22 protein-coding genes, 1 pseudogene and 1 riboswitch are annotated in these 24,090 nt (G+C 36.1%); of the genes and pseudogenes, 15 read left to right on the top strand and 8 right to left on the bottom strand.

Going from position 1 to position 24,090, the window contains the following annotated elements; translation table 11 throughout:
* The first annotated feature begins 11 nt into the window (after window positions 1-11).
* The 13 genes from FC45_RS01865 (at window position 12) to FC45_RS01805 (ending at window position 13,348) form a co-directional block, all read left to right on the top strand.
* Window positions 12-398: a PTS lactose/cellobiose transporter subunit IIA gene (locus FC45_RS01865; RefSeq protein WP_006585390.1), complete on the top strand. Its 387-nt coding sequence runs from the start codon at window positions 12-14 to the stop codon at window positions 396-398.
* A gap of 28 nt (window positions 399-426) precedes the next feature.
* The gene (celB, locus tag FC45_RS01860) at window positions 427-1,788 is read left to right on the top strand and encodes a PTS cellobiose transporter subunit IIC (RefSeq protein ID WP_057706337.1); all 1,362 of its coding nucleotides are present in this window, start codon (window positions 427-429) and stop codon (window positions 1,786-1,788) included.
* Window positions 1,789-1,883: 95 nt separating this feature from the next.
* A complete protein-coding gene (locus FC45_RS01855; RefSeq protein WP_057706335.1) occupies window positions 1,884-2,696 on the top strand; it encodes a hypothetical protein in 813 nt (270 codons plus the stop codon).
* A gap of 106 nt (window positions 2,697-2,802) precedes the next feature.
* Window positions 2,803-3,609 (top strand): GDSL-type esterase/lipase family protein, encoded by an 807-nt coding sequence (locus tag FC45_RS01850; RefSeq protein ID WP_006585392.1) that lies wholly within the window; start codon window positions 2,803-2,805, stop codon window positions 3,607-3,609.
* Between the two features lie 75 nt (window positions 3,610-3,684).
* A complete protein-coding gene (locus FC45_RS01845) occupies window positions 3,685-4,137 on the top strand; it encodes an Rrf2 family transcriptional regulator (protein ID WP_006585393.1) in 453 nt (150 codons plus the stop codon).
* A 26-nt stretch (window positions 4,138-4,163) separates the two neighbouring features.
* Window positions 4,164-5,162: an NADP-dependent oxidoreductase gene (locus tag FC45_RS01840; protein ID WP_006585394.1), complete on the top strand. Its 999-nt coding sequence runs from the start codon at window positions 4,164-4,166 to the stop codon at window positions 5,160-5,162.
* 308 nt (window positions 5,163-5,470) lie between these two features.
* Window positions 5,471-6,613 carry a trans-sulfuration enzyme family protein gene (locus FC45_RS01835; protein ID WP_006588307.1) on the top strand — a complete coding sequence of 381 codons (1,143 nt, stop codon included), beginning with the start codon at window positions 5,471-5,473 and terminating at the stop codon, window positions 6,611-6,613.
* Window positions 6,614-6,681: 68 nt separating this feature from the next.
* A complete protein-coding gene (locus tag FC45_RS01830) occupies window positions 6,682-7,509 on the top strand; it encodes an exodeoxyribonuclease III (protein WP_006588306.1) in 828 nt (275 codons plus the stop codon).
* A 45-nt stretch (window positions 7,510-7,554) separates the two neighbouring features.
* Window positions 7,555-10,365: a DUF3427 domain-containing protein gene (locus tag FC45_RS01825; protein WP_057706333.1), complete on the top strand. Its 2,811-nt coding sequence runs from the start codon at window positions 7,555-7,557 to the stop codon at window positions 10,363-10,365.
* Between the two features lie 49 nt (window positions 10,366-10,414).
* Window positions 10,415-11,272 (top strand): aldo/keto reductase, encoded by an 858-nt coding sequence (locus tag FC45_RS01820; RefSeq protein WP_006588305.1) that lies wholly within the window; start codon window positions 10,415-10,417, stop codon window positions 11,270-11,272.
* Window positions 11,273-11,353: 81 nt separating this feature from the next.
* Window positions 11,354-12,067 carry a DUF975 family protein gene (locus FC45_RS01815; protein WP_006585396.1) on the top strand — a complete coding sequence of 238 codons (714 nt, stop codon included), beginning with the start codon at window positions 11,354-11,356 and terminating at the stop codon, window positions 12,065-12,067.
* A 105-nt stretch (window positions 12,068-12,172) separates the two neighbouring features.
* Window positions 12,173-12,499 carry a hypothetical protein gene (locus tag FC45_RS01810; RefSeq protein WP_006585397.1) on the top strand — a complete coding sequence of 109 codons (327 nt, stop codon included), beginning with the start codon at window positions 12,173-12,175 and terminating at the stop codon, window positions 12,497-12,499.
* Between the two features lie 141 nt (window positions 12,500-12,640).
* Window positions 12,641-13,348: a YjjG family noncanonical pyrimidine nucleotidase gene (locus FC45_RS01805; RefSeq protein ID WP_006585398.1), complete on the top strand. Its 708-nt coding sequence runs from the start codon at window positions 12,641-12,643 to the stop codon at window positions 13,346-13,348.
* Window positions 13,349-13,416: 68 nt separating this feature from the next.
* Here the strand turns inward: FC45_RS01805 and FC45_RS01800 are convergent, their stop codons facing one another.
* The 6 genes and pseudogenes from FC45_RS01800 to ribD form a co-directional block, all read right to left on the bottom strand.
* Window positions 13,417-14,136 carry an MIP/aquaporin family protein gene (locus FC45_RS01800; RefSeq protein WP_006588304.1) on the bottom strand — a complete coding sequence of 240 codons (720 nt, stop codon included), beginning with the start codon at window positions 14,134-14,136 and terminating at the stop codon, window positions 13,417-13,419.
* A gap of 350 nt (window positions 14,137-14,486) precedes the next feature.
* On the bottom strand, window positions 14,487-15,488 hold the full coding sequence (locus tag FC45_RS01795; protein WP_006585399.1) for a D-2-hydroxyacid dehydrogenase: 1,002 nt from the start codon (window positions 15,486-15,488) through the stop codon (window positions 14,487-14,489).
* Between the two features lie 167 nt (window positions 15,489-15,655).
* A pseudogene (ribH, locus tag FC45_RS01790) lies at window positions 15,656-16,119 on the bottom strand (6,7-dimethyl-8-ribityllumazine synthase).
* 17 nt (window positions 16,120-16,136) lie between these two features.
* The gene (locus tag FC45_RS01785; RefSeq protein WP_006585400.1) at window positions 16,137-17,312 is read right to left on the bottom strand and encodes a bifunctional 3,4-dihydroxy-2-butanone-4-phosphate synthase/GTP cyclohydrolase II; all 1,176 of its coding nucleotides are present in this window, start codon (window positions 17,310-17,312) and stop codon (window positions 16,137-16,139) included.
* Window positions 17,313-17,314: 2 nt separating this feature from the next.
* A complete protein-coding gene (locus FC45_RS01780) occupies window positions 17,315-17,920 on the bottom strand; it encodes a riboflavin synthase (RefSeq protein ID WP_006585401.1) in 606 nt (201 codons plus the stop codon).
* Window positions 17,913-18,971, bottom strand: coding sequence for a bifunctional diaminohydroxyphosphoribosylaminopyrimidine deaminase/5-amino-6-(5-phosphoribosylamino)uracil reductase RibD (ribD, locus tag FC45_RS01775; RefSeq protein ID WP_006585402.1), 1,059 nt, complete (start codon window positions 18,969-18,971; stop codon window positions 17,913-17,915). The genes FC45_RS01780 and ribD overlap by 8 nt, the downstream gene beginning before the upstream one ends.
* Window positions 18,972-19,090: 119 nt before the next feature.
* Window positions 19,091-19,207, bottom strand: a riboswitch (FMN riboswitch).
* Between the two features lie 140 nt (window positions 19,208-19,347).
* Between ribD and brnQ the strand changes: the two genes are divergently transcribed.
* The gene (gene brnQ, locus FC45_RS01770; protein ID WP_006588321.1) at window positions 19,348-20,712 is read left to right on the top strand and encodes a branched-chain amino acid transport system II carrier protein; all 1,365 of its coding nucleotides are present in this window, start codon (window positions 19,348-19,350) and stop codon (window positions 20,710-20,712) included.
* A gap of 40 nt (window positions 20,713-20,752) precedes the next feature.
* Here brnQ and FC45_RS01765 read toward each other — a convergent pair whose 3' ends face one another.
* A complete protein-coding gene (locus FC45_RS01765) occupies window positions 20,753-21,676 on the bottom strand; it encodes a LysR family transcriptional regulator (protein WP_006585404.1) in 924 nt (307 codons plus the stop codon).
* Between the two features lie 114 nt (window positions 21,677-21,790).
* On the opposite strand from FC45_RS01765, the gene FC45_RS01760 reads away from it, so the two are divergent.
* Window positions 21,791-23,632 carry a flavocytochrome c gene (locus tag FC45_RS01760; protein WP_006588322.1) on the top strand — a complete coding sequence of 614 codons (1,842 nt, stop codon included), beginning with the start codon at window positions 21,791-21,793 and terminating at the stop codon, window positions 23,630-23,632.
* Window positions 23,633-23,675: 43 nt separating this feature from the next.
* Here FC45_RS01760 and FC45_RS01755 read toward each other — a convergent pair whose 3' ends face one another.
* Window positions 23,676-23,906 carry a cytochrome b5 domain-containing protein gene (locus tag FC45_RS01755; protein WP_006588323.1) on the bottom strand — a complete coding sequence of 77 codons (231 nt, stop codon included), beginning with the start codon at window positions 23,904-23,906 and terminating at the stop codon, window positions 23,676-23,678.
* Window positions 23,907-24,090: the final 184 nt, after the last annotated feature.

Raw genomic sequence — 24,090 nt, 5'->3', positions numbered from 1 at the left:
GAGGCTTAATTATGGATAAAGATCCAAAACAAGTTGCAGATTTAGTCAATGATGCTGCTAAGAAAGAAAAAGAAGCTAATGAACTTTCAATGCAGCAAACAATGATGTTGATTATGAATGCCGGAAATGCAAAAGCATTCGCCAAGGAAGCAATAGATGCTGCGAAGAAGGGTGACTTTGATAAGGCAGAAGCTAAGATTAAAGAAGCTAATGAAGCCTTAATTGATGCCCATAATACACAAACAGGAATGCTTACAGAAGAAGCAAGAGGCAATCACGCCAAGTTAACACTACTAGTAGTTCATGCCCAAGATCACTTAATGACAGCAATTACTTATATTGATTTGGCACAAGAAATTGTTGAGGTTTATAAACAGATGGCAGAGTTAAAGAATTAATTTCTGTCTCTAAGTAGAGGAAATAAAGATGGAAAACAATAAGATAATTAAATTTATGAACGAACACTTATTGGGACCAATGGGCAAGATGGCAAACTTTAGATTCGTTCGTGCAATTATGGCTGCAGGATTAGCATCAATTCCATTTACGATTGTTGGATCAATGATGCTTGTTTTAAATGTTATTCCAATGGCTTTTCCACAATTACAAGGTATTTGGAATGCAAGCTTTGTTCATTTTACACCACTTTATATGACTATAAACTATGCAAGTATGGGGGCCTTAGCACTATACTTTAATATAGTTTTAGGTTATGAATATACCAAAATAATTGCTACAGAAGAAAAGATAAATATGACACCAATGAGTGGTGCACTTTTATCAATGTTTGCTTTCTTTATGACTTTACCAGAATTAGTTGTAAAGAGTGGTACTGTAGAAGTTGTTTCTAAAGCAATTAAAGATGGAACAGGAACTGTTAGTGGTTTTAGTGTTAGCTCATCAGGTCTTGATAGATTAGGTACTTCAGGAATTTTTGTTGGTATTATTATGGCTGTATTGGCTGTAAAATTATATCAATTAGCTGTAAAACATAATTGGGTTATTAAGATGCCACCTCAAGTTCCAACTGGTGTTGCTAATGCTTTCACTGCTTTAATTCCAGCCTTCTTAGTGGGTTGGGTAGTAATCATTATTGAAGGTGCTTTAATTTTTGCAGGAACTGATATCTTTAATGTTATTGCACTACCATTTAGTTTTGTAACTAACTTAACTAATACTTGGTTAGGTATTTTGGTAATTATTTTCCTAGTTCATTTCTTATGGGTAATGGGTATCCATGGTGCAAATATTATTGGTGCCTTTTATACTCCGATTGCTTTAGCTAACTTTGCTGCTAACTACAAGGGTGCTCATTATGTATTTGCCGGTGAATTTATGAATATGTTTGTTATTATCGGTGGTTCTGGTGCAACTTTAGGAATTGTTATTTGGATGGCTTTTAGAGCTCGTTCAGCACAACTTAAGGTTTTAAGTAGAACGGCAATTGTACCAGCCTTCTTCAATATTAATGAACCAATTGTTTTTGGTTGCCCAATTGTATACAATCCTATCTTAATGTTTCCATTTATTCTTGCCCCAATGGTAACTGCCACAACTTCATACTGGGCAATTAAGCTTGGTATTGTTGGTAAGGTTATTGCTCAAATGCCTTGGCCTTCTCCATTAGGTATCGGGGCATTTATTGGTACCGGTGGTGACTGGAAAGCTGCTGTATTAGCAATAATTAACGTATTCCTTGCCTTCCTTGTTTGGTACCCATTCATGAAGATGTATGATAACAAGTTGCTTGCTCAAGAAAAAGTAAACCAAGCAAGTGAACAAAAATAAGCTTAACACCTCAATAAAAAACAGCCGAATTTTATTCGGCTGTTTTTTATTAAATAAGTTAAAATAAACTTATTAACGAAAGTGGGTGATAAATTATGAACTTACGAATTATTTTTGATAAACTAAGATCATTTTTTTCGTGGAGTAAAGCACGTCCAGCTCGTAAAGTTACTGGCTTGATAACTTATGAAAAACTAGAGAGTTTTATCGGTGATTTTAAGCAATTAACTGAAAAAAGACAAAATGCTCTAATTGGGCACTGGCTTGCTAAAGAAGGCTGGGTATTTTCTTTTGAAAATTTAGCAGAAGGAAGAAAAATATTAGCAGGTTGTCGTCAAAGATATAATAGTGATCTGAATAAGTACTTAGAAAAAGTATATAAGCGTAATAATTATCAAGTTTTGTGGCAACAGTTAGACGACTTAATTACTAATAGTGAATCAGACAAAAAATATTCTTCAATTACTGATTATCATGATGCTTTGATATTGATAAATAAATATTTAAAAGAAGACAAAACTGCGGGTCAAGTTATTTTACCAGCTTTATTTGGAATGGTTGAATATGCCTTAGTTGTTAAGTTAGGCTTTTTACACATTAGAAAGTATGGTATTCGTGACAAATGTGAAGAATATCGTGAAAGGATAAAGAAGCAAGTTTTTGATCCTAATGATACTAGAAAACTGGAAATTTACTGTGTATTAACTTGCTTTTCTCATTGGTGGGATACCCGATATCAACAATTCGTGGCTAATAAAAATAAAATTGGCTTAGGAAGACATACAGTAATGCACGGCCGAGTAAATCCACATCGCTTTACGCTGATAGAAGTAGCTAAAATAATCTCTTTACTCCACGCAATAGTTAATTTGCCTACGTTTGAATTATATTTCCAAGAAGAATTGTAGAAATCCAATATAAAGATTTGTTTCATGTGAAACATTAAAAGTTGATCTTTTGACTGAGATTTTTGATACAATCAAGTAAAAAGTTGAAAGGACTGAAGGGCTAATAATGAAATTATTGCTTACAGGAGACAGTATTGTTGCTCGTCATGAAGGCTTAAGCGAACCACATATTAATGCCTATTTAAAAGAAAACTTTTCAGATATTGAGATTGTAAATACTGCTGTACCAGGTATCAATAGCCGCTATTTATTAGCTCATCTGAATGAATTAGTTTTAAAACAAGTAAAAGCTGATTATCTGATAATCTTAATAGGGACCAATGACTGTGCTTTCCATAAAAAGATTGAAGAGGAAGAATTTTGGACTAATTTAAATAAAGTTGCCAAAAAAATTCTTAATAAGTATGAGGCTAAGCAAGTTATTCTGGTTAGTCCACCTGCAGTTGATGAAGAGAAGCAGAGAGTTCGTGATAATGAAACAGTTGAAAAATACGCTAATTGGGTTCAAAGAGTTGCAAATGATTATGGTATGCACTATTTGAACTTGTTTCATAAAATGAACACAGATGATCATGAATTAGAAGAAATTTGCCATGGACTTCGAAATGATGGTCTACATTTTGGTAAAATTGGGTATCAAATTTTTGGCGATGGCTTAATTGATGAAATTAGACCGAAAAAATGGCATCAAAAAATTATTGATAAGTCTCAAACTGCTACATATACAGTTACTAAACTGCCTTTAAGGATACTTATTTGTAATATTCGTGATTGTTTATATATTGTTATAAAGAGAATGGAGCTAATTGAAGAAAGAATTTTAGATAATCCTAATTGGGGTCTTTCTCTAAATAAGATTATTATTTTAGGTGGGCTGGGGCTAATATGGCTATTTATATCTGTTTTTAGATAAAATTATTGACATTTCTTTTTATCACTGATAGTCTTGTACTTGACTTTGATACAAGTACAAGAAAGATATGAACTAATGGATACAAAATTTGCAGTAGCTTTACATATTTTAACAATGATAAGTGAAGAGACAAGTAAGCTTAGTTCGCAAACTCTAGCTAACAGTGTTGGTACTAACGCCAGCTATATTCGCAAAATTCTTGCTTTATTGAAAAATAGTGGCATTATTACTTCGCACCAGGGAAAAACAGGATATCAGTTAACTAGATTACCCGAACAAATTTCTCTTCTAACTATATACTTAGCAATTCAAGAAAGTGATCATATTCATTTATTTGCTGTTCATCAAAATGCTAATCCTAAGTGTCCTGTAGGTAAATATATTGAATCAGCAATGAGGCCACTTTTTGCTGATATTGAAGTTCAATTGGCAGAGGCCTTACGGCGTCAAACTTTAAAAGACGTTATTGATAATCTTTATTACATTTCCCAACAAAAAAAGACTCAAGACGAGAAAAAATCTATATAACTACTTGATAAGAAAGGAATTAAGCGATGTTAGCTGCACTCCATACTCAATATGACAAAAATAATATTAAACTAAAAATAAGCGAGATCGCTAAGCCAAAGATTAGCTCCCAACAAGTTTTGATTAAAGTTAAAGCGGCGGGAGTCAATCCGGTTGATAATATGATTAGTCGAGGTGAGGTTAAACTAATTATTCCTTATCAACTACCCCAAGTTGCAGGAAATGAATTAGTAGGTACGATTGAAAAAGTAGGGGAACAGGTTACTCGTTTTAAAGTTGGTGATCGCGTTTTTGCACGCTTACCGATTGAGGCCATTGGTGCATTTGCTGAGTATATCGCTGTTGATGAAGTGGCGTTAGCACAGGTACCAGAATATTTAACTGATGTTGAAGCTGCAGCTATTCCATTAACAGCATTAACCACCATGCAAGCATTAGAATTTATGAATATTCAGCCAGGGCAAACCATATTTATTTCTGGGGGGACTGGTAGTGTCGGGGCAATGGCAATTCCAATTGCTAAGGCTAAAGGGTTGACGGTTATTACTAATGGCAATAGTAATAATGCAAAGTCGGTTTTAGCGCTAGGCGCAAACCGTTTTATTGATTACAAGACTGAAGACTATACTCAAACTTTGAACAATGTTGATTATGTGCTAGATACTTTAGGTGGAGTTGAAACTAAACGCCAAATGATGATTATGAAACAAGGTGGGCAACTTGTTTCTTTACGGGCAATGCCTAATGGGGAATTTGCTAAGCGAATGAATCTTCCCAAGTGGAAACAAGTTTTGTTCAAAATAGCAGGACATAAGTTTGATAGTATGGCAGCTAAGCGTAAGGTGGGATATCATTTCGTTTATGTTACGAGTAATGGGGCTCAACTTCAAAAAGCTGCTGATATCCTTGAAGCTAGTAAAATTAGGCCATGCATTGATATGGTTTATCCATTTGAACGTGTCAATGATGCACTTGCTAAGGTTGACTCGGGCCACTCACATGGTAAAACAGTATTGAAATTCTAGTTGTTATAAGAGATAGGCATATTGATTGCATTTGTTTATAGCAAATGAGTTTCATGTGAAACTAAATTAACAATTGACACTTCTTTTTGGTAAGTGTAAACTAGTGGTCGTAATTATTAAGGAGAGCCAAACGATGAATAATTTAACATTTATCAATGCTAATATTTGTTGTAGTGGAGCGTCACAGATGATGTGCTCCACTTTTTGGCATACTCAAAATTAATTAAGCAAAAAGTAAGCAATATTTATCTATGACGCTAATTCAATGATTGAATTGGCGTCTTTTTTTATTCTCAGGAGGTTACAAGATGAAGTTTAATAGTAAGTTAATTCATGGCGGAATTAGTGAAGATGAAGCAACGGGAGCAGTGTCAATTCCAGTATATCGAGCATCAACTTATCATAAGCCTTTTTTAAGCAGTAATTTGAAGTGGGAATATTCAAGATCAGGTAATCCTACGCGAGCTGCTCTAGAAAGCTTAATGGCAGATTTAGAAAATGGAGCAGACGCCTTTGCTTTTAGTTCAGGTTCAGCAGCAATTCACACAGTCTTTTCACTCTTTTCAGCAGGCGATGAGATTATCATTGGTAAAGACGTCTATGGTGGCACCTTCCGGTTAGCTAACCAAGTGATGAAACGCTTTGGCTTGAAATTCACAGTAGTTGATACGCGTAAGCTTGATGAGGTTTCAGCAGCCATTAAGCCAGGTGTGAAAGCAATTTATTTAGAAACGCCTACTAATCCACTACTTGAAGTATCTGACTTAGCTGAAATTGCTAAAATCGCTCAAGAAAAAAATGTATTAATGATTGTTGATAATACCTTTGCAAGTCCATACAACCAAAAACCTCTTGATTTAGGTGCAGATATCGTGGTTCATTCGGGGACTAAATATCTTGGCGGTCATTCAGACCTAGTGGCTGGAATTGCCGTGGTTAAAGACGAAAAGATTGCAGAGAAATTGGCCTTTTTACAAAATTCTATTGGTTCTGTCTTGTCTCCTGATGATTCATGGTTATTAATGCGTGGGATTAAGACTTTAGGTGCTAGAATGCGAATTCATGAGGAAAATGCGCAAGCAGTGATTGCTTATCTTTTGCAAAGTAAATACGTCAAAAAAGTGCTTTATCCAGGCTTGAAGACTAATCCAAGTTTTGAAATAGCTAAAAAGCAGATGAAGGGTTTTGGCGCAATGATTTCTTTTGAATTAGCTGATGAATATCAAGTTGCCGATTTTGTTAATAAGTTACGGATGATTTCTTTAGCAGAAAGTTTAGGTGGAATTGAAAGCTTGATTGAAGTGCCAGCAGTAATGACGCATGGGTCTATTCCTCGGGAAATAAGATTAAAGAATGGTATTAGTGATGGCTTAATTAGATTGTCAGTGGGAATTGAAGATAAAGAAGACATTATTGCCGATTTAGATCAGGCCTTTAAGAGCTTAGACTAAGCATTTTTCTCCCAATTAAAGCTAGATTCGTTATAATAAAAATAAGACGAAAAAAGGGAGATTTTTCAATGCTTTTAATTTCATGGAATATTGATTCACTTAATGCTGCACTAACTAGTGATTCAGCTCGTGCGCAAAAAACTAGACATGTTTTAACTCAAATTGCAGAAAAAGAACCAGATATCTTAGCGATTCAAGAAACAAAATTACGTGCAACTGGTCCAACTAAAAAACATGCTGAAATTTTACAGGAAATGTTTCCGGATTATGATTATGTGTGGCGTTCATCTGAAGAACCAGCTAGAAAAGGTTATGCTGGAACGATGTACTTATACAAAAAGTCCTTAAAGCCAGAAGTATCATATCCTAAGATTGGGGCCCCTGATACAATGGACTTTGAAGGCCGGATTATCACTTTAGAGTTCCCAGAATACTTTGTCACTCAAGTTTATACACCAAATGCTGGTGGTGAATTGAAGCGTCTTAGCGACCGCCAAGGTTGGGATAAAAAGTATATTGAATACTTACAAGAACTTGATGTACAAAAGCCTGTTTTAGCTAGTGGAGACTATAACGTAGCGCATGAAGAAATCGACTTGAAACACCCAGAAAACAACCACCATTCAGCCGGCTTTACTGATGAAGAAAGAGCAGATTTTACTGAACTACTTGCAGCTGGCTTTACCGATAGTTTTCGTAAGATTCATGGCAATATTCCAGAAGTTTATTCATGGTGGGCACAAAGAATTAGAACAGCTAAAGCTAATAATTCAGGCTGGAGAATTGATTACTGGCTAACAAGTAACCGAATTGCGGATAAGATTAAGAAGTCCGAAATGATGGATACTGGTGAACGTGCAGACCACTGTCCAATTGTCTTAGAAATCGAGTTATAAAAATAAGGCATCGCAAATGATGCCTTTTGTTTTTGGAGAGGATTTATGGAAAAAGTCTTAAAAGATGCAATTTTAAATGGTTTGTATGATACAAAGTATCCAGGACAAGTCAATTTAACGCCCCAACTTTTATCTAATAGTAATGAAAAAATCTGGCTCAGCTTGCGTCAAGAACTCATAACTGCTAACTCTTTTACTTGGGCAGTTGCCTTTATTAGTGAAGACATGCTGGTTCCACTAAAGCAAGTATTAGCAGATACTAAGATCTCAGGAACAATCATTACAGGCTCATATCTGCAATTTAACAGCCCTAAAGTTTTTACTGAATTAATGAAAATTCCAAATTTAACAGTGAAAATCAGTAATAAACCAGGCTTCCATGCTAAGGGCTTTTTATTTAATCATGTGGATTATCAAACAGCGATTATTGGCTCAGCTAACTTCACTCGCTCAGCAATGTTGGCTAATAGTGAATGGTGCTTAAAGGTTAGCTCAACTCAAAATGCGGGTTTAACCCAGCAACTTCAAGCTGAATTGAATGATTTGACTAAAACTGCGACTCCTTTAACTACTGAGTGGATTGATGATTATGCTCAAACTTGGGCAAAGCCTCAAGCCCAAGCTCCTATTATTACCCAGGAAATAAAGCCAAACTTGATGCAAAAAGAAGCAATCAAGAATTTGTTCAACATCATTAATCAAGGCCAAAAGCGAGCCTTAGTTGTTTCTGCTACAGGGACAGGTAAGACTTATCTAGCAGCATTTGCGGTCAAGAAGTATCAGCTAAAACGCTTTTTGTATCTTGTGCACCGGGCTCAAATTGCTAAAAAGGCTATGTCTAGTTTTCAAAAAGTAATTGGTGGGCGCAAGAGTGATTATGGTCTTCTTTCGGGAAAACACCATGATTACGATGCTAAATACTTATTTGCAACAATTCAGACTTTAAGCCAGGAAGACTTATTAAAGAGCCTTGATCCAGCTGAATTTGATTTTGTTTTAATTGATGAAGCTCACCGTACAGCTGCGCCTTCATATCAACGGGTCTTGAATCATTTAGAGCCTAAGTTTTTACTCGGTATGACAGCAACGCCTGAGCGAATGGATAAAGAAAATGTTTTTGAAATCTTTGATTACAACTTAGCTTATGAAATTCGCCTGCAAGATGCCCTTCAAGAAGGAATGTTAACGCCATTTCACTATGTTGGAGTTGAAGACTACGAAGTTAATGGACAAAGTATTGATGAAACAACGAATTTAGCTTATTTAACAGCTAGCAAACGGGTTGATTATTTACTTAAAGAAATTGATTACTACGGTTATTGCGGTCAGACTGTTCATGGCTTAGTATTTTGCAGTCGACAAGCAGAAGCAAAAGAATTGGCTCAGGAATTTAGTAAGCGCGGACATCAGGCCATTAGCTTAACTAATGAAAATACCGAGTCTGAACGTCAGCAAGCAGTTAATGACTTAGAATCAGGAAGAATTGAATACATTATTACCGTTGATTTGTTCAATGAGGGTATTGATATTCCTTGTCTAAATCAAGTTATCATGCTGCGAAATACGCAATCTAGCATTGTCTTTATCCAGCAACTAGGGCGTGGCTTAAGAAAGTATCCTGGTAAAGACTATGTTACAGTGATTGACTTCATTGGTAACTATCAAAACAACTATTTAATTCCATTGGCTTTAACTGGTGATCGGTCAGCTTCAATTGATCGCGCTAAGCGGGAAGCACAACTACCGTCATTTGTTGGATTGTCAACGATTAATTTCAGTCGTATTGCTAGCGAGAGAATTTTAGCATCTTTAGCTAAAATCAAGCTTGATGGCTTAAAACAACTTAGAGAAGCCTATCATGAACTAAAAGATAAATTAGGCAAGAGACCATTACTTTATGATTTCTATCGCTTTGGTTCAGTTTCTCCACTCGTTTTTGCTCAAAATACTAGTCTTGCTTCGTATGCTACTTTTTTGAAGAAAATGGGTGAAGAGCTTACTCTTACACAATTTGAAAGTCAAGTCTTGAGCTTTTTAACCAAAGAATTATTACCCGGGAAAAGAATTCATGAGTTATTGCTTCTGAACCTATTATTGAAGCATGAAAAAGTCACTAGTGAGCAATTTGAAACTGAGTTAAAGCAGCATCATGCTTATTGCAGTCGTGATCTATTAGCTTCTGTTCAAAACTTCTTGATGCTAGATTTCTTCGATGTTAAAGCTGGTAAAACTACCAAAAAAGCCCAATATGGTAATACTGCATTAATTGAGCGTTTGAACTTGTTTGACTTTACTTTTAGTCAAGAGATTAAAAAAGCTCTTGAAGATGTTGATTTTAAGACTTTATTTACTGATCTAATTAAGACGGGATTAGCTCTAAATCAAGCTTTTGATAACAGCCAGGAATTTACTTTGTATCAGCCTTATGATCGCAAAGATGCCTGCCATTTACTTAATTGGCCACTAGATGTTAGCGCACCGATGTATGGCTACCGAGTAGGAGAAAAGGATTGTCCGATTTTTATTATTTATAATAAAACTGAAGAAAAGCGCAGTAGTATTTACCAAAATGACTTTTCTGATGGACGTAGCTTGCATTGGTATACTCGTTCACCGCGACATTTAGATTCAGACGAAGTTCAGCGCTTATTAAGTGGCAAAGTTAAATTGCACTTATTTGTCAAAAAGAGTGACGCAGCTAGTCGCGAGTTTTTCTATCTGGGAGAGGCTAAGATTATGCATGCGCAAGAAGAAAAGATTGGTCCTAAGCAAAAAGCCACAGTTGGTATGGACTTGCTTTTACAAACGCCACTAACTAGTGACATGTATCAAATGCTTTTCACTAGTGAAAAGTAAGTATAATGATATAATTACACATAACTAAATAACGAAAGTGAGGCAAATTATGGCTTTAAGAGGATTAAATGATACTTACACTTTGAATAACGGTGTAAAAATTCCTGTTGTTGGCTTTGGTACTTGGCAAACTCCTGATGGTGAAGTTGCGGAAAAGTCAGTTTTAGCGGCTTTGAATAGTGGTTATCGTCATATTGATACTGCGGCTGCCTATGGTAACGAAGAAAGTGTTGGCCGCGCAATTAAGAAAAGTGGCATTAGACGTGATGAACTTTTTGTTACTACTAAGCTTTGGAATTCTGATCATGGCTATGAAAATACTAAAAAAGCAATTGATACTAGCTTAATGAAGCTAGGGCTAGATTACTTAGATCTTTATTTGATTCACTGGCCTAATCCAGTTGCTATGCGTGATAATTGGGCTGAATTAAATAGTGAAAGCTGGCAAGCTATGGAAGAAGCCCAAAAAGCCGGCAAGATCCGTGCAATTGGGGTATCTAATTTTAGAAAGCATCATTTAGATGCCTTATTAGAAAATGCGGATGTAATTCCAGCTGTTAACCAAATTTACTTAAATCCCAGCGACTTAGAGTCAGATGTTCGTAAAGAAAATGACAAGCATCAAATTTTAAGTGAAGCCTATTCTCCACTTGGAACAGGAGATTTATTAGGTAATGAACTTGTTAATAAGTTAGCTCAAGAACACGGCAAGAGTCCTGCCCAAATTTTAATTCGCTGGAGTTTGGAACATGGCTTTTTACCACTACCTAAGTCAGTTCACGAAGAATATATTAAAGCCAATGGTCAAGTCTTTGATTTTTCATTATCTGCGGATGAAATGAAGTTACTTGATGGCTTAGAAGGAAAAGGCAACTCAGCCTTAGATCCAGACCAAGCTAATTTTTAGATTCAAATCAAAATCGTTGCAAGAGCAACGATTTTTTTATATACTTAAAGTGTAATAGGAAACTAATACGGAGGCTCAATTATGAAACGCTCAGAATTAAAATTTAATGCTAAAGAAAAACTACACAACAATTGGGCTTGGGGAGCTCTAATGTCATTAATGCTTATGCTAATTGCCTATTTGGTCAGCAGAGGAATTATGTTTCTCATGTTTGGTTCCGCTGGTATTTTTGGCTTTATGATGGCAGAACGTGTTTTGACAGAGGATCCTGGCTTTGTAATTTCCTTATTTGTAAGTTTTGCAGGTTTTGTTTACCTATTATCATTTGGTATTTCACTTATTACTGGTATGTTTGATAAGGGAGTTCAGATTGGTTATTTACATTTAGTAGATGGTAAAAAAGAAAATAATGTTTTCAAAAATATCTTTTTAGCCTTCAGAGGTGGCAGAACTTATAACTACTTCGTCAATGTTTTATTAACTTCCATCTTCACTGGATTATGGTCTTTACTATTCATCATTCCTGGGATTGTAAAATCATATTCATATGCAATGACTTTTTACATCTTAGAAGATATGCATAAGGCTGGAAAAGAAGTAGGTGTAACTGAAGCCATTACTAAATCTCGTCAAATGATGAAGGGACATAAGTTTCAATTATTTGTTTTAGATTTAAGTTTTATCGGCTGGGGAATTTTAGCAACACTTGCTTTAGGTATTGGCTGGCTATGGCTTGTTCCATACATTCAAACAACTAAGGCAGAATTTTACCGTAAGCTAGCAGCTAATAACTAGACAAAAATAAAATTAAATAGTATTCAAAATAAGTATTGCATAGCAATGCTTATTTGAGTATAATAATTTCTGTGAGAAAGATATATTTCTCTCGGAGGTAAAAACATGAAAAATACAAAATTTTTTGCTGGTATTGTAATGGTACTTATGTCACTCTACATGTTATTTCAAGCTGTAACTGCACATCTAGCAACTAATGCTATGATTGCAGGAATTATCTTCTTAGTTGCAGGTATTGCATACGTTGCAACTAAGGACATGGATAATTTAACTGGCGACATTGCTGGTTTAGTCTTGAACTTAATCGGCTGGTTTATGACTATGTCAATTCCAACTGTTAGTTTATTTGGAGTTTTTGCTTTAATTATGGCAGTCGTTTTATTCGGCTTAACTCTTATGCTAAATAGTGGAAACTCAGCTTTAGCAAAATAAATTCAGAGAATTCAATTTTGGATAATACAAAAGAGACATCAGATGATGTCTCTTTTGTGTTACACGTGAAACTATCTACCTTTTTTGAAAAAGCATGTTATAATAAATATTCCCAACTTTTGAGATAGAGGAGATAAACCTATGCGCTATCAGCAACTTATATTTGATGTTGATGACACTCTGATTAGTCTGGCATCAACTGAAAGCTTCGCCTTGCAAAGCTTATTTAACGCCCACAACTGGCGACTTTCCAATAATCTAAGACGACAATATCATGCTTATAACCAAAGCTTGTGGCGTAAGTTAGAGCAGGGAGAGTTAACTTATCAAGAATTAAGTGAGCAATGTTTTCGAGTCTTTTTAAAAGAAAACTTAGATATTGATGTTGATGGTCAAAAGACAATGGATGAGTATCGCTCATACTTTGGTGAAGCCCATCAATTGTTGCCAGGTGTTGAAGATACCTTGCGCTTTGCTAAGAGTGAAGGGTATAAGTTGGCAGTTTTAAGTAATGGTGAGCAATTTATGCAGACGCATCGCTTAAAATTAGCAGGAATTTATGATTATTTTGACTTAATTGTGACTTCAGAAGAAGCAGGGTATCAAAAGCCAGATGAGCGAATTTTTGATTACTTCTTTAGTAGATCTGGGATTAGTCCAGATAAAACTTTATTTTTTGGAGATGGACTACAGTCAGATATCTTAGGTGCAGAGCGTTACGGTTTCGGTAGTGTTTGGTATAATCATCACCATCGCAAAAATACTTTAAATTTACATCCTTTATTTGAAGTTGAAAATTACCCACAATTTGTGAAGTTAATGCAAGCAGATTTTAAAAAGAAATATTGAATGTAAAAATCATTATATTAAAAAAATCCCACCTTTGTTGAGGTGGGATTTTTTAGTAACTAATTTTATTATTTCATCATTGATAAAACGAGAGCTTGCAAACCAGTTGCCATGAATGCACCAACTAATGGACCAAACATAGGAACCCATGCATAACTCCAATGTGCGTTACCTTTATTTGGAATTGGCAATACAGTATAAGCAAAACGTGGACCCCAGTCACGAGCTGGGTTTAAAGCAAAGCCAGTAGTTTCACCAAATGCTTGACCAATTACCATGATTAATAGACCTAAAATAAGTGGCTTAAGACCAGTAGTGAAGTCACCTAAGTTTAAAAGAATTAAAACAAAAATAAATGTCGCAATTACTTCACTGAGGAAGTTAAAAATAGGATTGTCAATTGCAGCACCAGTGGTAAAAATACCAACGTGGTTACCTTCATCTTCATTCTTTGTAGCTTTGAAGTGAGGGTAGTAGTGGATTGCAATAATTGCAGCTCCTGCAAATGCTCCTAAAAATTGAGCTGTAATGTATGGTAAAACGTCTTTCCATGGGAAAAGACCAAAAGTAGCAAAACTCAAAGTTACAGCTGGATTGAGGTGTGCTTTAGAGCCAAGACTGCCGGCTACATAAACGGCAAAAGTAATTGCCAAGCCCCAAGTCATGGTAATATGATGCCAACTAGCGCCTTTTGCGATTGAGCCTTTTAAATTAGAGCCAGCACCAATACCAATACCGAGCACTAATAAGACCATAGTGCCGACGAATTCCCCAATAAAACTATGCATGTAAAAAATTCCCCTTTTATTTAGTTATCAACGTTATGCTATAGAGCATGAATTTAGTTTGGAATAAGTGCTGAACAAACTTCAACCACGAGGTCTATTAAAGGTGTTGCACATACGCCGCTCACAAGTGTAGCATATTTCTTTTTGAAAGGAAACAAAAATTTTTGAATATGTCAAATATTTTGCTTGGAAGCTATTAATAGATAGAAAAAAGAGATTTAGCATTGCTAAATCTCTTTTAAATAATTTATGAAAGTTACACGTGAAACTTTAGTCATGTGTTAACTTTAAATTGAGTAGTTTGTGAGGAGCTGCGTAAGTATAATATGGCTGACGCTCATCAAAGCAAATTAACCTAACTTAACTGGAGTTTCAGGCTCTTTACCTTCAACCATAGCGTAGTTGTTATCAAATGCTTTAACAACCATGTTACGTACAGCGTGAGTAGTGTAGAAAGCAGTGTGAGGAGTTACCAATACGTTTGGACGGTCAATTAGGTCTGCTAAACGTGCATCTGGGAATTCCTTACCTTGCCAGTCCTTGTTGAATACACCAACTTCGCCTTCGTAAGTGTCCATTACGAAACCAAAGACCTTACCTGAGTCAAGACCACGGATAACTGCGTCAGTGTCAACAAGTGGACCACGTGATACGTTTACGATAACAACGCCATCTTTCATTTCCTTGATTGAGTCGTCGTTAATCATGTGAACGTTAGCTGGAACGTCAGGTACGTGAAGTGAAATTACGTCAGCCTTCTTGTATAATTCGTCAAGGCTGTCTACGTAGTAACCCTTCTTTTCAAGTTCTGGGTTGTGGAAGATATCGAAAGCAATAACCTTTGCGCCGAAGCCTTCCATGATTTGCATAAATACTTGACCAATGTGACCAGTACCTACAACACCAACAACTTGGTCACGAACTTCACGACCAATGTTTGGAGCCCAACGTAAGTCGCGCTTAGCCATCTTCATGTCAGTAACCTTGTCTTGACGCAATACACGAGCTGCTTGAATTGCTGCGTGTTCAGCAATAGCGTTTGGTGAGTAAACAGGAACGTTAGTAATTTCAAAACCAAGTTCCTTAGCCTTGTCCATGTCAATGTTATCAACACCAACGTTACGTAATGACATCTTAGTAACGCCAGCATCAGCTAATGCTTGTAAAGTTTCTGCAGTGTAGTCTAATTGTTGGTAAACAACAACACCATCTGCACCCTTAGCAAGTTTTGCAGTTTCAGGAGTTAATAATTGATCAGTGTAATCAACTTCAACATCCTTGTGGGCTTCTTTCCATTCGTTAAGGAATGGTTCTTCATCTTTACGAATTGCATAAGCAAAAATCTTTGTCATGTTGTACCTCCATATATTACAATCGGATATCTTTATTATACATGATTTATTGTGAAGCAGAACACATAACTATCATATTTTAATATGTAAGCGCTTCAAGTTTAAAAATAAACTTGAAAATATATCTTTTAAGAAAAAATGCTAATTAGTGAAGTCTTTAATTATCTTTATTTAGTTATTTGCTCATTTAAACTCATCATTTCAAGTAAGCTTTGAGCGGTTGCACTGCCTTCATTACCAGCTTTTAATCCAGCTCTTTGCAAAGCTTGTTCAATATTTTCAGTAGTTAGCATCCCAAAAGTAATTGGAATTTGTCCTTTTAAATTTAATTGCATAATTGCAGAAGTTACATTGTTAATAATCATGGCATAGTGATCGGTTTCGCCTTTGATGACAGCTCCTAAGGTCATAATTCCAGTATACTTATTGGTTTCAAGGACTTTTTTGCTGTAAAGCCTATTTCAAATGCGCCAGGAACCCAATAAATATCAATATCTTCATCTTTTATGCCAAATTTTTTGAGAGTGGAAGTTGCACCGTCAACTAAGTTTTTAGTAATAGTTTCGTTAAAGCGTGAAACGACAATTGCGACCTTACCATGAACATTAATAAAATTACCTTGTTTAATCATTATTTTCCCCTTTGCATTTATTTTCCCATAATTAAATGATGAAATTTATCTCGTTTAGTTTGTAAATAAAATTTATTTATCTCATTTGCTGGTATTTCCAGTGGAACCCGCTCAGTTACTTCAATGCCATATTTTGTTAGTTGGGTAACCTTATCAGGATTATTGGTTAATAAACGGATTTTCTTAATTCCTAAATCTGTCAAGATTTCTTTTGCAATGTTATATTTACGTTCATCTGGCTCAAAACCCAATATTTTATTAGCTTCATAAGTGTCTCGACCTTGATCTTGTAAGGCATAGGCTTTTAGCTTATTGGTTAAGCCAATTCCGCGACCTTCTTGGCGTAAATAAATTAGAATTCCGCCTTCATGGCCGATTTTTTGCATTGCTTTATGTAATTGTTCACCACAATCACATCTTTTTGAGCCGAAAACATCGCCAGTCATACATTCTGAATGTAACCGAACCAATATCGGCTTATTAGGATCGATTGGGCCTTTAACTAAGGCCAAGTTTTCACCAACATAGGCTTTTATTTTGAAGTTGCCATATACAGTAGGTAGGTCGACAAATTGATTATTTTTACTTGCAGGATTTTTAACATATTCTTGCAATTCTGCAATTGTTAAAAATGGCAAATTATATTCAGCCGCTATTTCTTTTAGTCGGGGTCTTCTTGCCATATGACCATCGCCATCCATTACTTCACAAATATAAGCAACTTCAGCTTCACCAGCTAAACGCGCTAGAGTAATTGAAGCTTCTGTATGGCCATTGCGGTCTAAGACGCCACCATCTTTAGCAACTAAAGGGAAGGTATGACCAGGTCTGAAAAAATCTTCAGCTTTGGTAGTTGGATCAGCTAAGGCTTTAATTGTGGCTGCGCGATCAAAAGCGGAAATTCCAGTTGTTGTAGTTTTATAATCAACGCTAATTGTAAATGCAGTTCCATAAGGGTCAGTATTATTTTGAGCCATTGGAGTTAAGTTGAGTCTTTCGGCAATGCTGCGACCAATACTTGTGCAAAGCAACCCACGGGCTGTTTGAGTAATAAAATTGATTTTTTGTGGAGTAACCTTAGAACCCAGACCGATTATGTCACCTTCACTTTCACGATCTTCATCATCAGCGACGATAACTAGGCCGCCTTGCTTCATCCATTGAACTGCTGCCTGAATTTTTTTAACATCCATATTTATTGTGCTCCTTGAAAATTTACTAGATTCTTAGCCACGTATTTGCCTAAGATATCAGTTTCGACATTTACCTGGTCACCAACGTTTAATTTTGCAAGATTGGTTTCTTCTTGCGTGTGAGGGATTAAACCAACAGAAAAAATATCATCATGAATATCCATAACTGTTAAACTGGTCCCATTAATAGCGATGCTACCTTGAGCAACAACTTGACTAATTAGTCTTTTAGGTAATTTGAAAAACAACTCAACTGCGTTTTCATTTTGTTGCTTTTTGACTAAGAAAATCACATCATCGATGTGGCCAGTTACAATATGACCTTCTAAGCGACTCTTTAGCTGTAAGGACCGTTCCATATTAACTTGATCGCCAATTTTTGAATCTTTAAAAATAGTCTTTTTGAAAGTTTGTGGCATCATCGTCACAGTGAAGGTTGTTTCTGTAAAACTCTCAACTGTTAAGCAGCAACCGTTAACTGCAATTGAATCACCGATTTTTAAATCCTTTAAATTAGCTGGAACAGTCTTAATCACCATTGTGATAGTGTGTTCATCTTTTTTTATATTGGCAATGTGGGCATTACCAGTAACTAATCCACTAAACATAGTCAATCCTCCCACTAATTCGAATATCTTTATCAAGTACCTGATAATTAGGTTGTATCAATTTAAGATTTTCAGTAATTTCAAAACCATCTAAAGCATTGCTACCTAAAAAAGTAGGTGAAAAGTAAGTAATGAGTTCTTGAGCTAGTTTTTCTTCAACAAAAGATTTCATCAGAGCTGGTCCTCCTTCAACGTAAACTGATTGCACCTTGTTTTGAGCTAATATTTGTAAAACTTCAGTTAGAGTACCTTGATCTAAAAGAAATACTTTAACGTGCGGTGGATATGAAGTTTTAGCTAATTCTGGATTTTGGGTAAAAATCCAAGTAGGTGCCCGATTATCTGAAAATAATGTCAGCTGCTGGTTTAATAAGCGTCCGCGGCGGTCAATTACCAGCCGAATAGGGGGATGGTCTTGTTTAATACTTGTTAATAAAGTTGGATTATCAATTAAAGCAGTTGAACTACCAACCATTATTGCTTGATAATCAGCGCGTTCTTGATGAACTCTTTGAGAAGCTGCATTACCAGTAATTTGGATTCGCTTGTTAGGGTAGCTACACTTATGATCTAGGCTGAGAGCTTGCTTTAAAGTAACGTAAGGTAAGTTATGCTCATAAAAATAAACATAGTGCTGGTTTAGCTTTTTAGCTTCTTGAGCTAATACACCGGTAGTGACAGAAATGTTATGCGCTTTTAATTTTTTTATCCCTTTGCCAGTGACTAAACTATGTGGATCTATTTCGCTAATCACGACTCGTTTAATCTTGCTAGCAATGATTAAATCGCTACATGGCGGCTGCTTACCTGTATGATTACAAGGCTCAAGCGTTACATATAAAGTTGAATTAAATAATTGTTCTGGAGTCAATTTGCTAATAGCGTCACGTTCAGCATGGACATCGCCATAGCGGTGGTGATAGCCGGTTGCTAAGACTTGATTATCTTTAACAACGACAGCACCAACCATAGGGTTAGTCCATGTATGATAACGGCCTTTGCTAGCTTCTGTGAGTGCAAGGCCCATAAAATCTTCATCTGTCTTCATCATCAAATCACTTCCTTTTTGCATCAAAAAAGCCTCGAGAAAATCTCGAGGCTAAAATAATATGCAAAGTTAAAAAACACCAAACCAAAGCCAGCCAAAAAAGCCTAGCTTGTACTAGTGTCATTAATCTTCTCCCATCTAGACTTTAACTATCGGTACCTATAATCAGGATTCAACCACTTGCGTGGGTCGCGGACTTTACCGCCGGTCGGGAATTTCACCCTGCCCCGAAGAACATTTTATTCAATTCATAATTATCATACACAAGCAAAAAAATTTTTTCAAGTAAACGATTTCAAGATATAAAATACAATAGTGTCATTAGATAAATATGATAAAATGTAAAAATAAAAATATAATTTATAAAGAGGGTGAATTAATGGATGAACTGAAAAAGGTTGAACGTAAGTTAACGAAAAAAGACTATTTCGTTATTAGTTCAATGTTGTTTGCATTATTCTTTGGGGCGGGGAACTTAATTTTCCCATTACACTTAGGTCAAATGGCCGGGCATAATTGGTTTATTGCTACACTTGGTTTTTTAATTACCGGGGTAGTTTTACCATTATTGTCAATTTTGGCAATTGCCTTAACTAGAGCAGATGGAGTTTATGATATTGGCCTCCCATTAGGATCAGCATTTGCTGTGACTTTCATGGCTTTGATTCACGCTACTATTGGGCCATTCTTTGGAACGCCAAGAACAGCAACTGTTTCATTTACAGTTGGGGTAGCACCTTTTGTTCCTAAGGATCATCAACAATTAGCTTTATTAATTTATTCTGCATTATTTTTTGGAGCTGCATTTTGGATTTCATATAATGAAAAAGATATCTTGAATCGTTTAGGTAAGGTCTTAAATCCTATCTTTTTAGTCTTACTTTTCTTGGTTTTTTTTGTTGCAATGATTAATCCACTAGGATCAGCTAATGCGGGTTACGCAACTAGTGCTTATGCTACAAGTGGCAATGCTTTTTTAAATGGCTTTTTAGAAGGGTATAATACGATGGATGCTTTGGCAGGACTAGCATTTGGGGTTACTGTTGTAGCAGCTATTAGACAATTGGGCAAAAAAGAAGATAAGAGTGTTGCTATTGTAACAGCACGTTCTGGTATGTTGGGAATGGGAGCCGTTGCCTTTATCTACTTCTTCTTAATCCTGATTGGTGCGATGTCACTTGGTAAGTTTACTATGAGTGCTGATGGTGGTGTCGCATTTAGTCAAATTGTACAACATTATGCAGGCTACGTTGGACAAGCAGTTTTGGCAACTCTGATGACGGTAACTTGCTTGACTACTGCTGTTGGCTTAGTTGCTGCTTTTGGTCAAGACTTCCACAAGTACTTCCCACGGTTTAGCTACCGCGTTTGGATGGTTTTATCTGCATTTGCTTCATTCTTAATTGCAAATGTTGGTTTAAATGAAATCATTGCTTGGTCAACACCATTCTTGATGTTCTTATACCCACTTTCAATGGTATTGATTGTACTATCAATCATGACACCAGTTATTAAGAAGTCGCGAATAGTCTACTTTACTACTGTTGTCTTCACTGTAATTCCAGCATTTTTAGACTTTGTGAATGCATTGCCAGATGTTGCTAGAAATACTAGCTTAGTTCAAAGTTTGATTACTGTACGTAACACTTTACCACTTTCAAGTGTTGGGGTGAGTTGGTTGTTACCAGCTATTATTGGCCTAGTTTTAGGTTTAGTAATTTACTTTACAAAGCAAAAACGATAGAAAATAAAAGGACTATTTCCTGGGAAATAGTCCTTTTTGTTTACTTAATTTCAGGACTCAAGTTACTTGTCATAAAGGCAGTTATTAAATCTTGAATCCCAGGTGTTAGTGTGCGACCTTGTTTAACAGCGATGAAATAGTCAATTGAAAGTAAATCAGGAGATATTGGTAATAAGTTAAGTGGCGTTTCTTTATATCTCTTTAGAATACTTGCTGATGAAATAGTCAAGCCCATACCATTAATCGCTAAGCCAGTTGTTGTTAAAATATTTTGACTCTCCAAGATGATATTTGGTTTAATTTTATACTTTTGAAAGAGCCCATCGACTTGATGTCGGATGGCGGAACTACCATTTGAAAGGAGAAAAGGTTGCTGGAGCAAAGTTTTCAGATCAAAAGCATCCGGCTCTAAAATAAATTTCCCGGCTTGATAAAATTTAGAATTAGCTGGGATTACAATATAGTATTTTTCGTTCCCATTAATATATGGCTTGATTCCCTTACTTAATGCCTTGGGCGTTTGTCCTAAGTAACAGTCCACTTCTTCAGCTAAAAGTAAATTTTCACTGGTTCTAGGAGAAACTTCGGAAAGTTGAACTTTAATATTAGGATGGCTCTTTAAAAAGTCAGGCAAAATAGCAGGAATCAAAAAACAGCCCAAACTCTCTAAAACTGAAATCCGAATAACTTCTAATTTTGGATTTTCGTATTTGATTAGTTGAGAATGGAGTTTCCGTTTGCTAGCAACCGAACTTTCAAGGTATTTATAATAGATTGTTCCAGCTTCAGTTAGTGTGAAAGGAACAGTTCGATTAATTAATTTAATCCCCAGTTTTTCTTCTAGTCGTTTAATTGTCTGGGTTAAATAAGGCTGAGAAATGTATAGAGCTCTAGCTGCCTTAGTAAAATTACTTTCTTCAAGTAAAGTATCAAGATAATGTAAAACAGTTTCAGGATCGTGCATAATGGCCTCCTTTGCTATAACAAAATTATTATAGCATGGTAATTAGATAAATATTTCACAAAATCTTGGGCTAATTTTAGAATTAAAATTATCAAGGTAAAAAGGAGACTACTTATGAAAAAAGGGACTTATAAAGTAAAGGCTAAAGGGCATGGTTCTAGTTTTATGCCAATGGAAGTAACCTTGTCTGAAGAAAAAATCGAAGCAATCAAAGTTGATGCTAAAGGAGAAACCAAAGGGGTTGCTGATGAAGTATTCCATCGTTTACCTAACCAAATTGTTAAAAACCAAACTTTAAATGTTGATGCAATTTCTGGGGCAACAATTTCAAGTCATGGCGTAATTGATGGAGTTGCTGAAGCAATTGATGAAGCTGGTGGTGATAGTGAAGAATGGAAAAAGCGGGCCAAGCCAGCTACTGAAAAAAATAGCGATCAAGAATTAACAGCTGATGTTGTCATTATCGGTGCTGGTGGTGCCGGTCTTGCAGCAGCAGCTCGTTCAATACAATTAGGTAAGAAAGTTATTGTACTCGAAAAATTCCCTCAAATTGGTGGTAATACTACCCGTGCCGGCGGTCCGATGAACGCTGCAGAACCTGAATGGCAAAAAGATTTCAAATGTTTACCAGGTGAAAAAGAAACTTTGAAAGAACTGATGAATACACCAGTTGATAAGATTGATGCAGAATATCAAGCAGACTTTAAGAAACTTCAAAAGCAAATTAAGACCTATCTTGATAGCGGGGCAGATTATCTTTTTGATTCAGGTTTACTACATGAAATTCAAACTTATTTAGGTGGTAAGCGTCATGACTTAAACGGGCGTGAAATTCATGGTAAATATGAATTAGTAACTACTCTTGTTAATAACGTGCTTGATTCCGTTAAGTGGCTGGAACAATTAGGTGTTAAGTTTGAACATGAAGTGACTATGCCAGTTGGAGCGTTATGGCGCCGCGGGCACAAACCAGTTGAACCAATGGGTTATGCTTTTATTCATGTTTTAGGAGACTGGGTTAAAGCTCACGGTGGCCAAATCTTGACCGAAACTAAAGCTGAAAAGTTGTTACTTGAAGATGGCAAAGTTAGTGGAGTTATCGCTTCAAATAGGGGCTCAAAAGTTACAGTTCATGCCAAGACTACAGTTTTAACAGCTGGTGGTTTTGGTGCCAATACTAAAATGTGCCAAAAGTACAATACTTATTGGCCAGAAATTCAGGATGATATGGCTACAACCAATTCGCCTGCAATTACTGGTGATGGTATTAAGCTTGGGCAAAGTGTTGGAGCAGCCTTAACTGGAATGGGTTTTATTCAGCTAATGCCAGTTTCTGACCCAGTGACAGGGGAATTGTTTACAGGTCTGCAAACACCACCAGAAAACTATATTATGGTTAACCAAAAAGGTGCACGTTTTGTTAATGAGTATGCTGAACGTGATACTTTGGCTAGAGCTGCTATTAAAGAAGGTGGCTTGTTCTACTTAATTGCTGATGACAAGATTAAAGAAACAGCTTATAACACCACTCAAGAATCAATTGATGCCCAAGTTAAGGCTGGAACTTTATATAGAGCAGATACTTTAGAAGAATTAGCTAAAAAAGCAGGAATGGACCCAGCTACTTTAGTTGATTCAATTAAAAAATATAACTCATATGTTGATGCTGGACATGATCCTGAATTTGGTAAGAGCGTCTTCAATCTGAAGTGTGAAAAAGCTCCATTTTATGCCACTCCAAGAAAACCAGCTATTCACCATACAATGGGTGGATTAGTAATTGACACTAAAACTCACGTTTTAAATGATAAAAACGAAATTATCAAAGGTCTTTATAGTGCTGGCGAAAATGCCGGCGGCTTACATGCAGGTAACCGTTTAGGTGGTAATTCACTTGCTGATATTTTCACCTTTGGTAGAATTGCGGCAGAAACAATTGCTGAAGAAGAAAAATAAAACAAAAAAGACTGTCGGTTTTCCGACAGTCTTTTTTTGCTAATTAGTCTTTTAAAGTACCAACTTTTTCAAGACCTGCTAAAACTGAGTCGCCGTGTGGTGAGTGGCTAAGTGCTTCAGTTACATCTTTACCAGCTAAAACACCATGGTGTTCACCAGCTTGCCAGTGGGCATTACCAGTAACATCGTAAACTACGCCTTTAACAGCAACATAAGCCTTGTTACTATTCTTACCATCAAATTGTGCTAATTCTTCTCTTGTAAATTCTTTCATAAATATCGCTCCTTATTAAAGTGACATAGTGTCATTAATCTTTATATTTAAATGGTAACACCGTGTCACTACAAATGCAAGAAAAAAGACTGGAAAAAAATCCAGCCTTAAAGCATAAAAAAAGCACCGCCTTCTCGCAGTGCAGCTTTCATATAGTGGGTGGTCAGGGGATCGAACCCTGGAC

The organism is Lactobacillus jensenii DSM 20557, from assembly GCF_001436455.1.
Lineage (GTDB): Bacteria > Bacillota > Bacilli > Lactobacillales > Lactobacillaceae > Lactobacillus > Lactobacillus jensenii.
This window is presented reverse-complemented; position numbering and strand designations above follow the sequence as displayed.

Bases quoted from the DNA above. Each gene is read 5' to 3' on its own strand.
- FC45_RS01845 (WP_006585393.1), top strand. From the start codon at position 3,685: ATGGATACAAAATTTGCAGTAGCTTTACATATTTTAACAATGATAAGT.
- FC45_RS01815 (WP_006585396.1), top strand. From the start codon at position 11,354: ATGAAACGCTCAGAATTAAAATTTAATGCTAAAGAAAAACTACACAAC.
- FC45_RS01835 (WP_006588307.1), top strand. From the start codon at position 5,471: ATGAAGTTTAATAGTAAGTTAATTCATGGCGGAATTAGTGAAGATGAA.
- FC45_RS01795 (WP_006585399.1), bottom strand. From the start codon at position 15,488: ATGACAAAGATTTTTGCTTATGCAATTCGTAAAGATGAAGAACCATTC.
- FC45_RS01805 (WP_006585398.1), top strand. From the start codon at position 12,641: ATGCGCTATCAGCAACTTATATTTGATGTTGATGACACTCTGATTAGT.
- FC45_RS01865 (WP_006585390.1), top strand. From the start codon at position 12: ATGGATAAAGATCCAAAACAAGTTGCAGATTTAGTCAATGATGCTGCT.
- ribD (WP_006585402.1), bottom strand. From the start codon at position 18,971: ATGATGAAGACAGATGAAGATTTTATGGGCCTTGCACTCACAGAAGCT.
- FC45_RS01810 (WP_006585397.1), top strand. From the start codon at position 12,173: ATGAAAAATACAAAATTTTTTGCTGGTATTGTAATGGTACTTATGTCA.
- FC45_RS01830 (WP_006588306.1), top strand. From the start codon at position 6,682: ATGCTTTTAATTTCATGGAATATTGATTCACTTAATGCTGCACTAACT.
- celB (WP_057706337.1), top strand. From the start codon at position 427: ATGGAAAACAATAAGATAATTAAATTTATGAACGAACACTTATTGGGA.
- brnQ (WP_006588321.1), top strand. From the start codon at position 19,348: ATGGATGAACTGAAAAAGGTTGAACGTAAGTTAACGAAAAAAGACTAT.
- FC45_RS01785 (WP_006585400.1), bottom strand. From the start codon at position 17,312: ATGGATGTTAAAAAAATTCAGGCAGCAGTTCAATGGATGAAGCAAGGC.
- FC45_RS01855 (WP_057706335.1), top strand. From the start codon at position 1,884: ATGAACTTACGAATTATTTTTGATAAACTAAGATCATTTTTTTCGTGG.
- FC45_RS01840 (WP_006585394.1), top strand. From the start codon at position 4,164: ATGTTAGCTGCACTCCATACTCAATATGACAAAAATAATATTAAACTA.
- FC45_RS01755 (WP_006588323.1), bottom strand. From the start codon at position 23,906: ATGAAAGAATTTACAAGAGAAGAATTAGCACAATTTGATGGTAAGAAT.
- FC45_RS01820 (WP_006588305.1), top strand. From the start codon at position 10,415: ATGGCTTTAAGAGGATTAAATGATACTTACACTTTGAATAACGGTGTA.
- FC45_RS01765 (WP_006585404.1), bottom strand. From the start codon at position 21,676: ATGCACGATCCTGAAACTGTTTTACATTATCTTGATACTTTACTTGAA.
- FC45_RS01825 (WP_057706333.1), top strand. From the start codon at position 7,555: ATGGAAAAAGTCTTAAAAGATGCAATTTTAAATGGTTTGTATGATACA.
- FC45_RS01760 (WP_006588322.1), top strand. From the start codon at position 21,791: ATGAAAAAAGGGACTTATAAAGTAAAGGCTAAAGGGCATGGTTCTAGT.
- FC45_RS01780 (WP_006585401.1), bottom strand. From the start codon at position 17,920: ATGTTTAGTGGATTAGTTACTGGTAATGCCCACATTGCCAATATAAAA.
- FC45_RS01850 (WP_006585392.1), top strand. From the start codon at position 2,803: ATGAAATTATTGCTTACAGGAGACAGTATTGTTGCTCGTCATGAAGGC.
- FC45_RS01800 (WP_006588304.1), bottom strand. From the start codon at position 14,136: ATGCATAGTTTTATTGGGGAATTCGTCGGCACTATGGTCTTATTAGTG.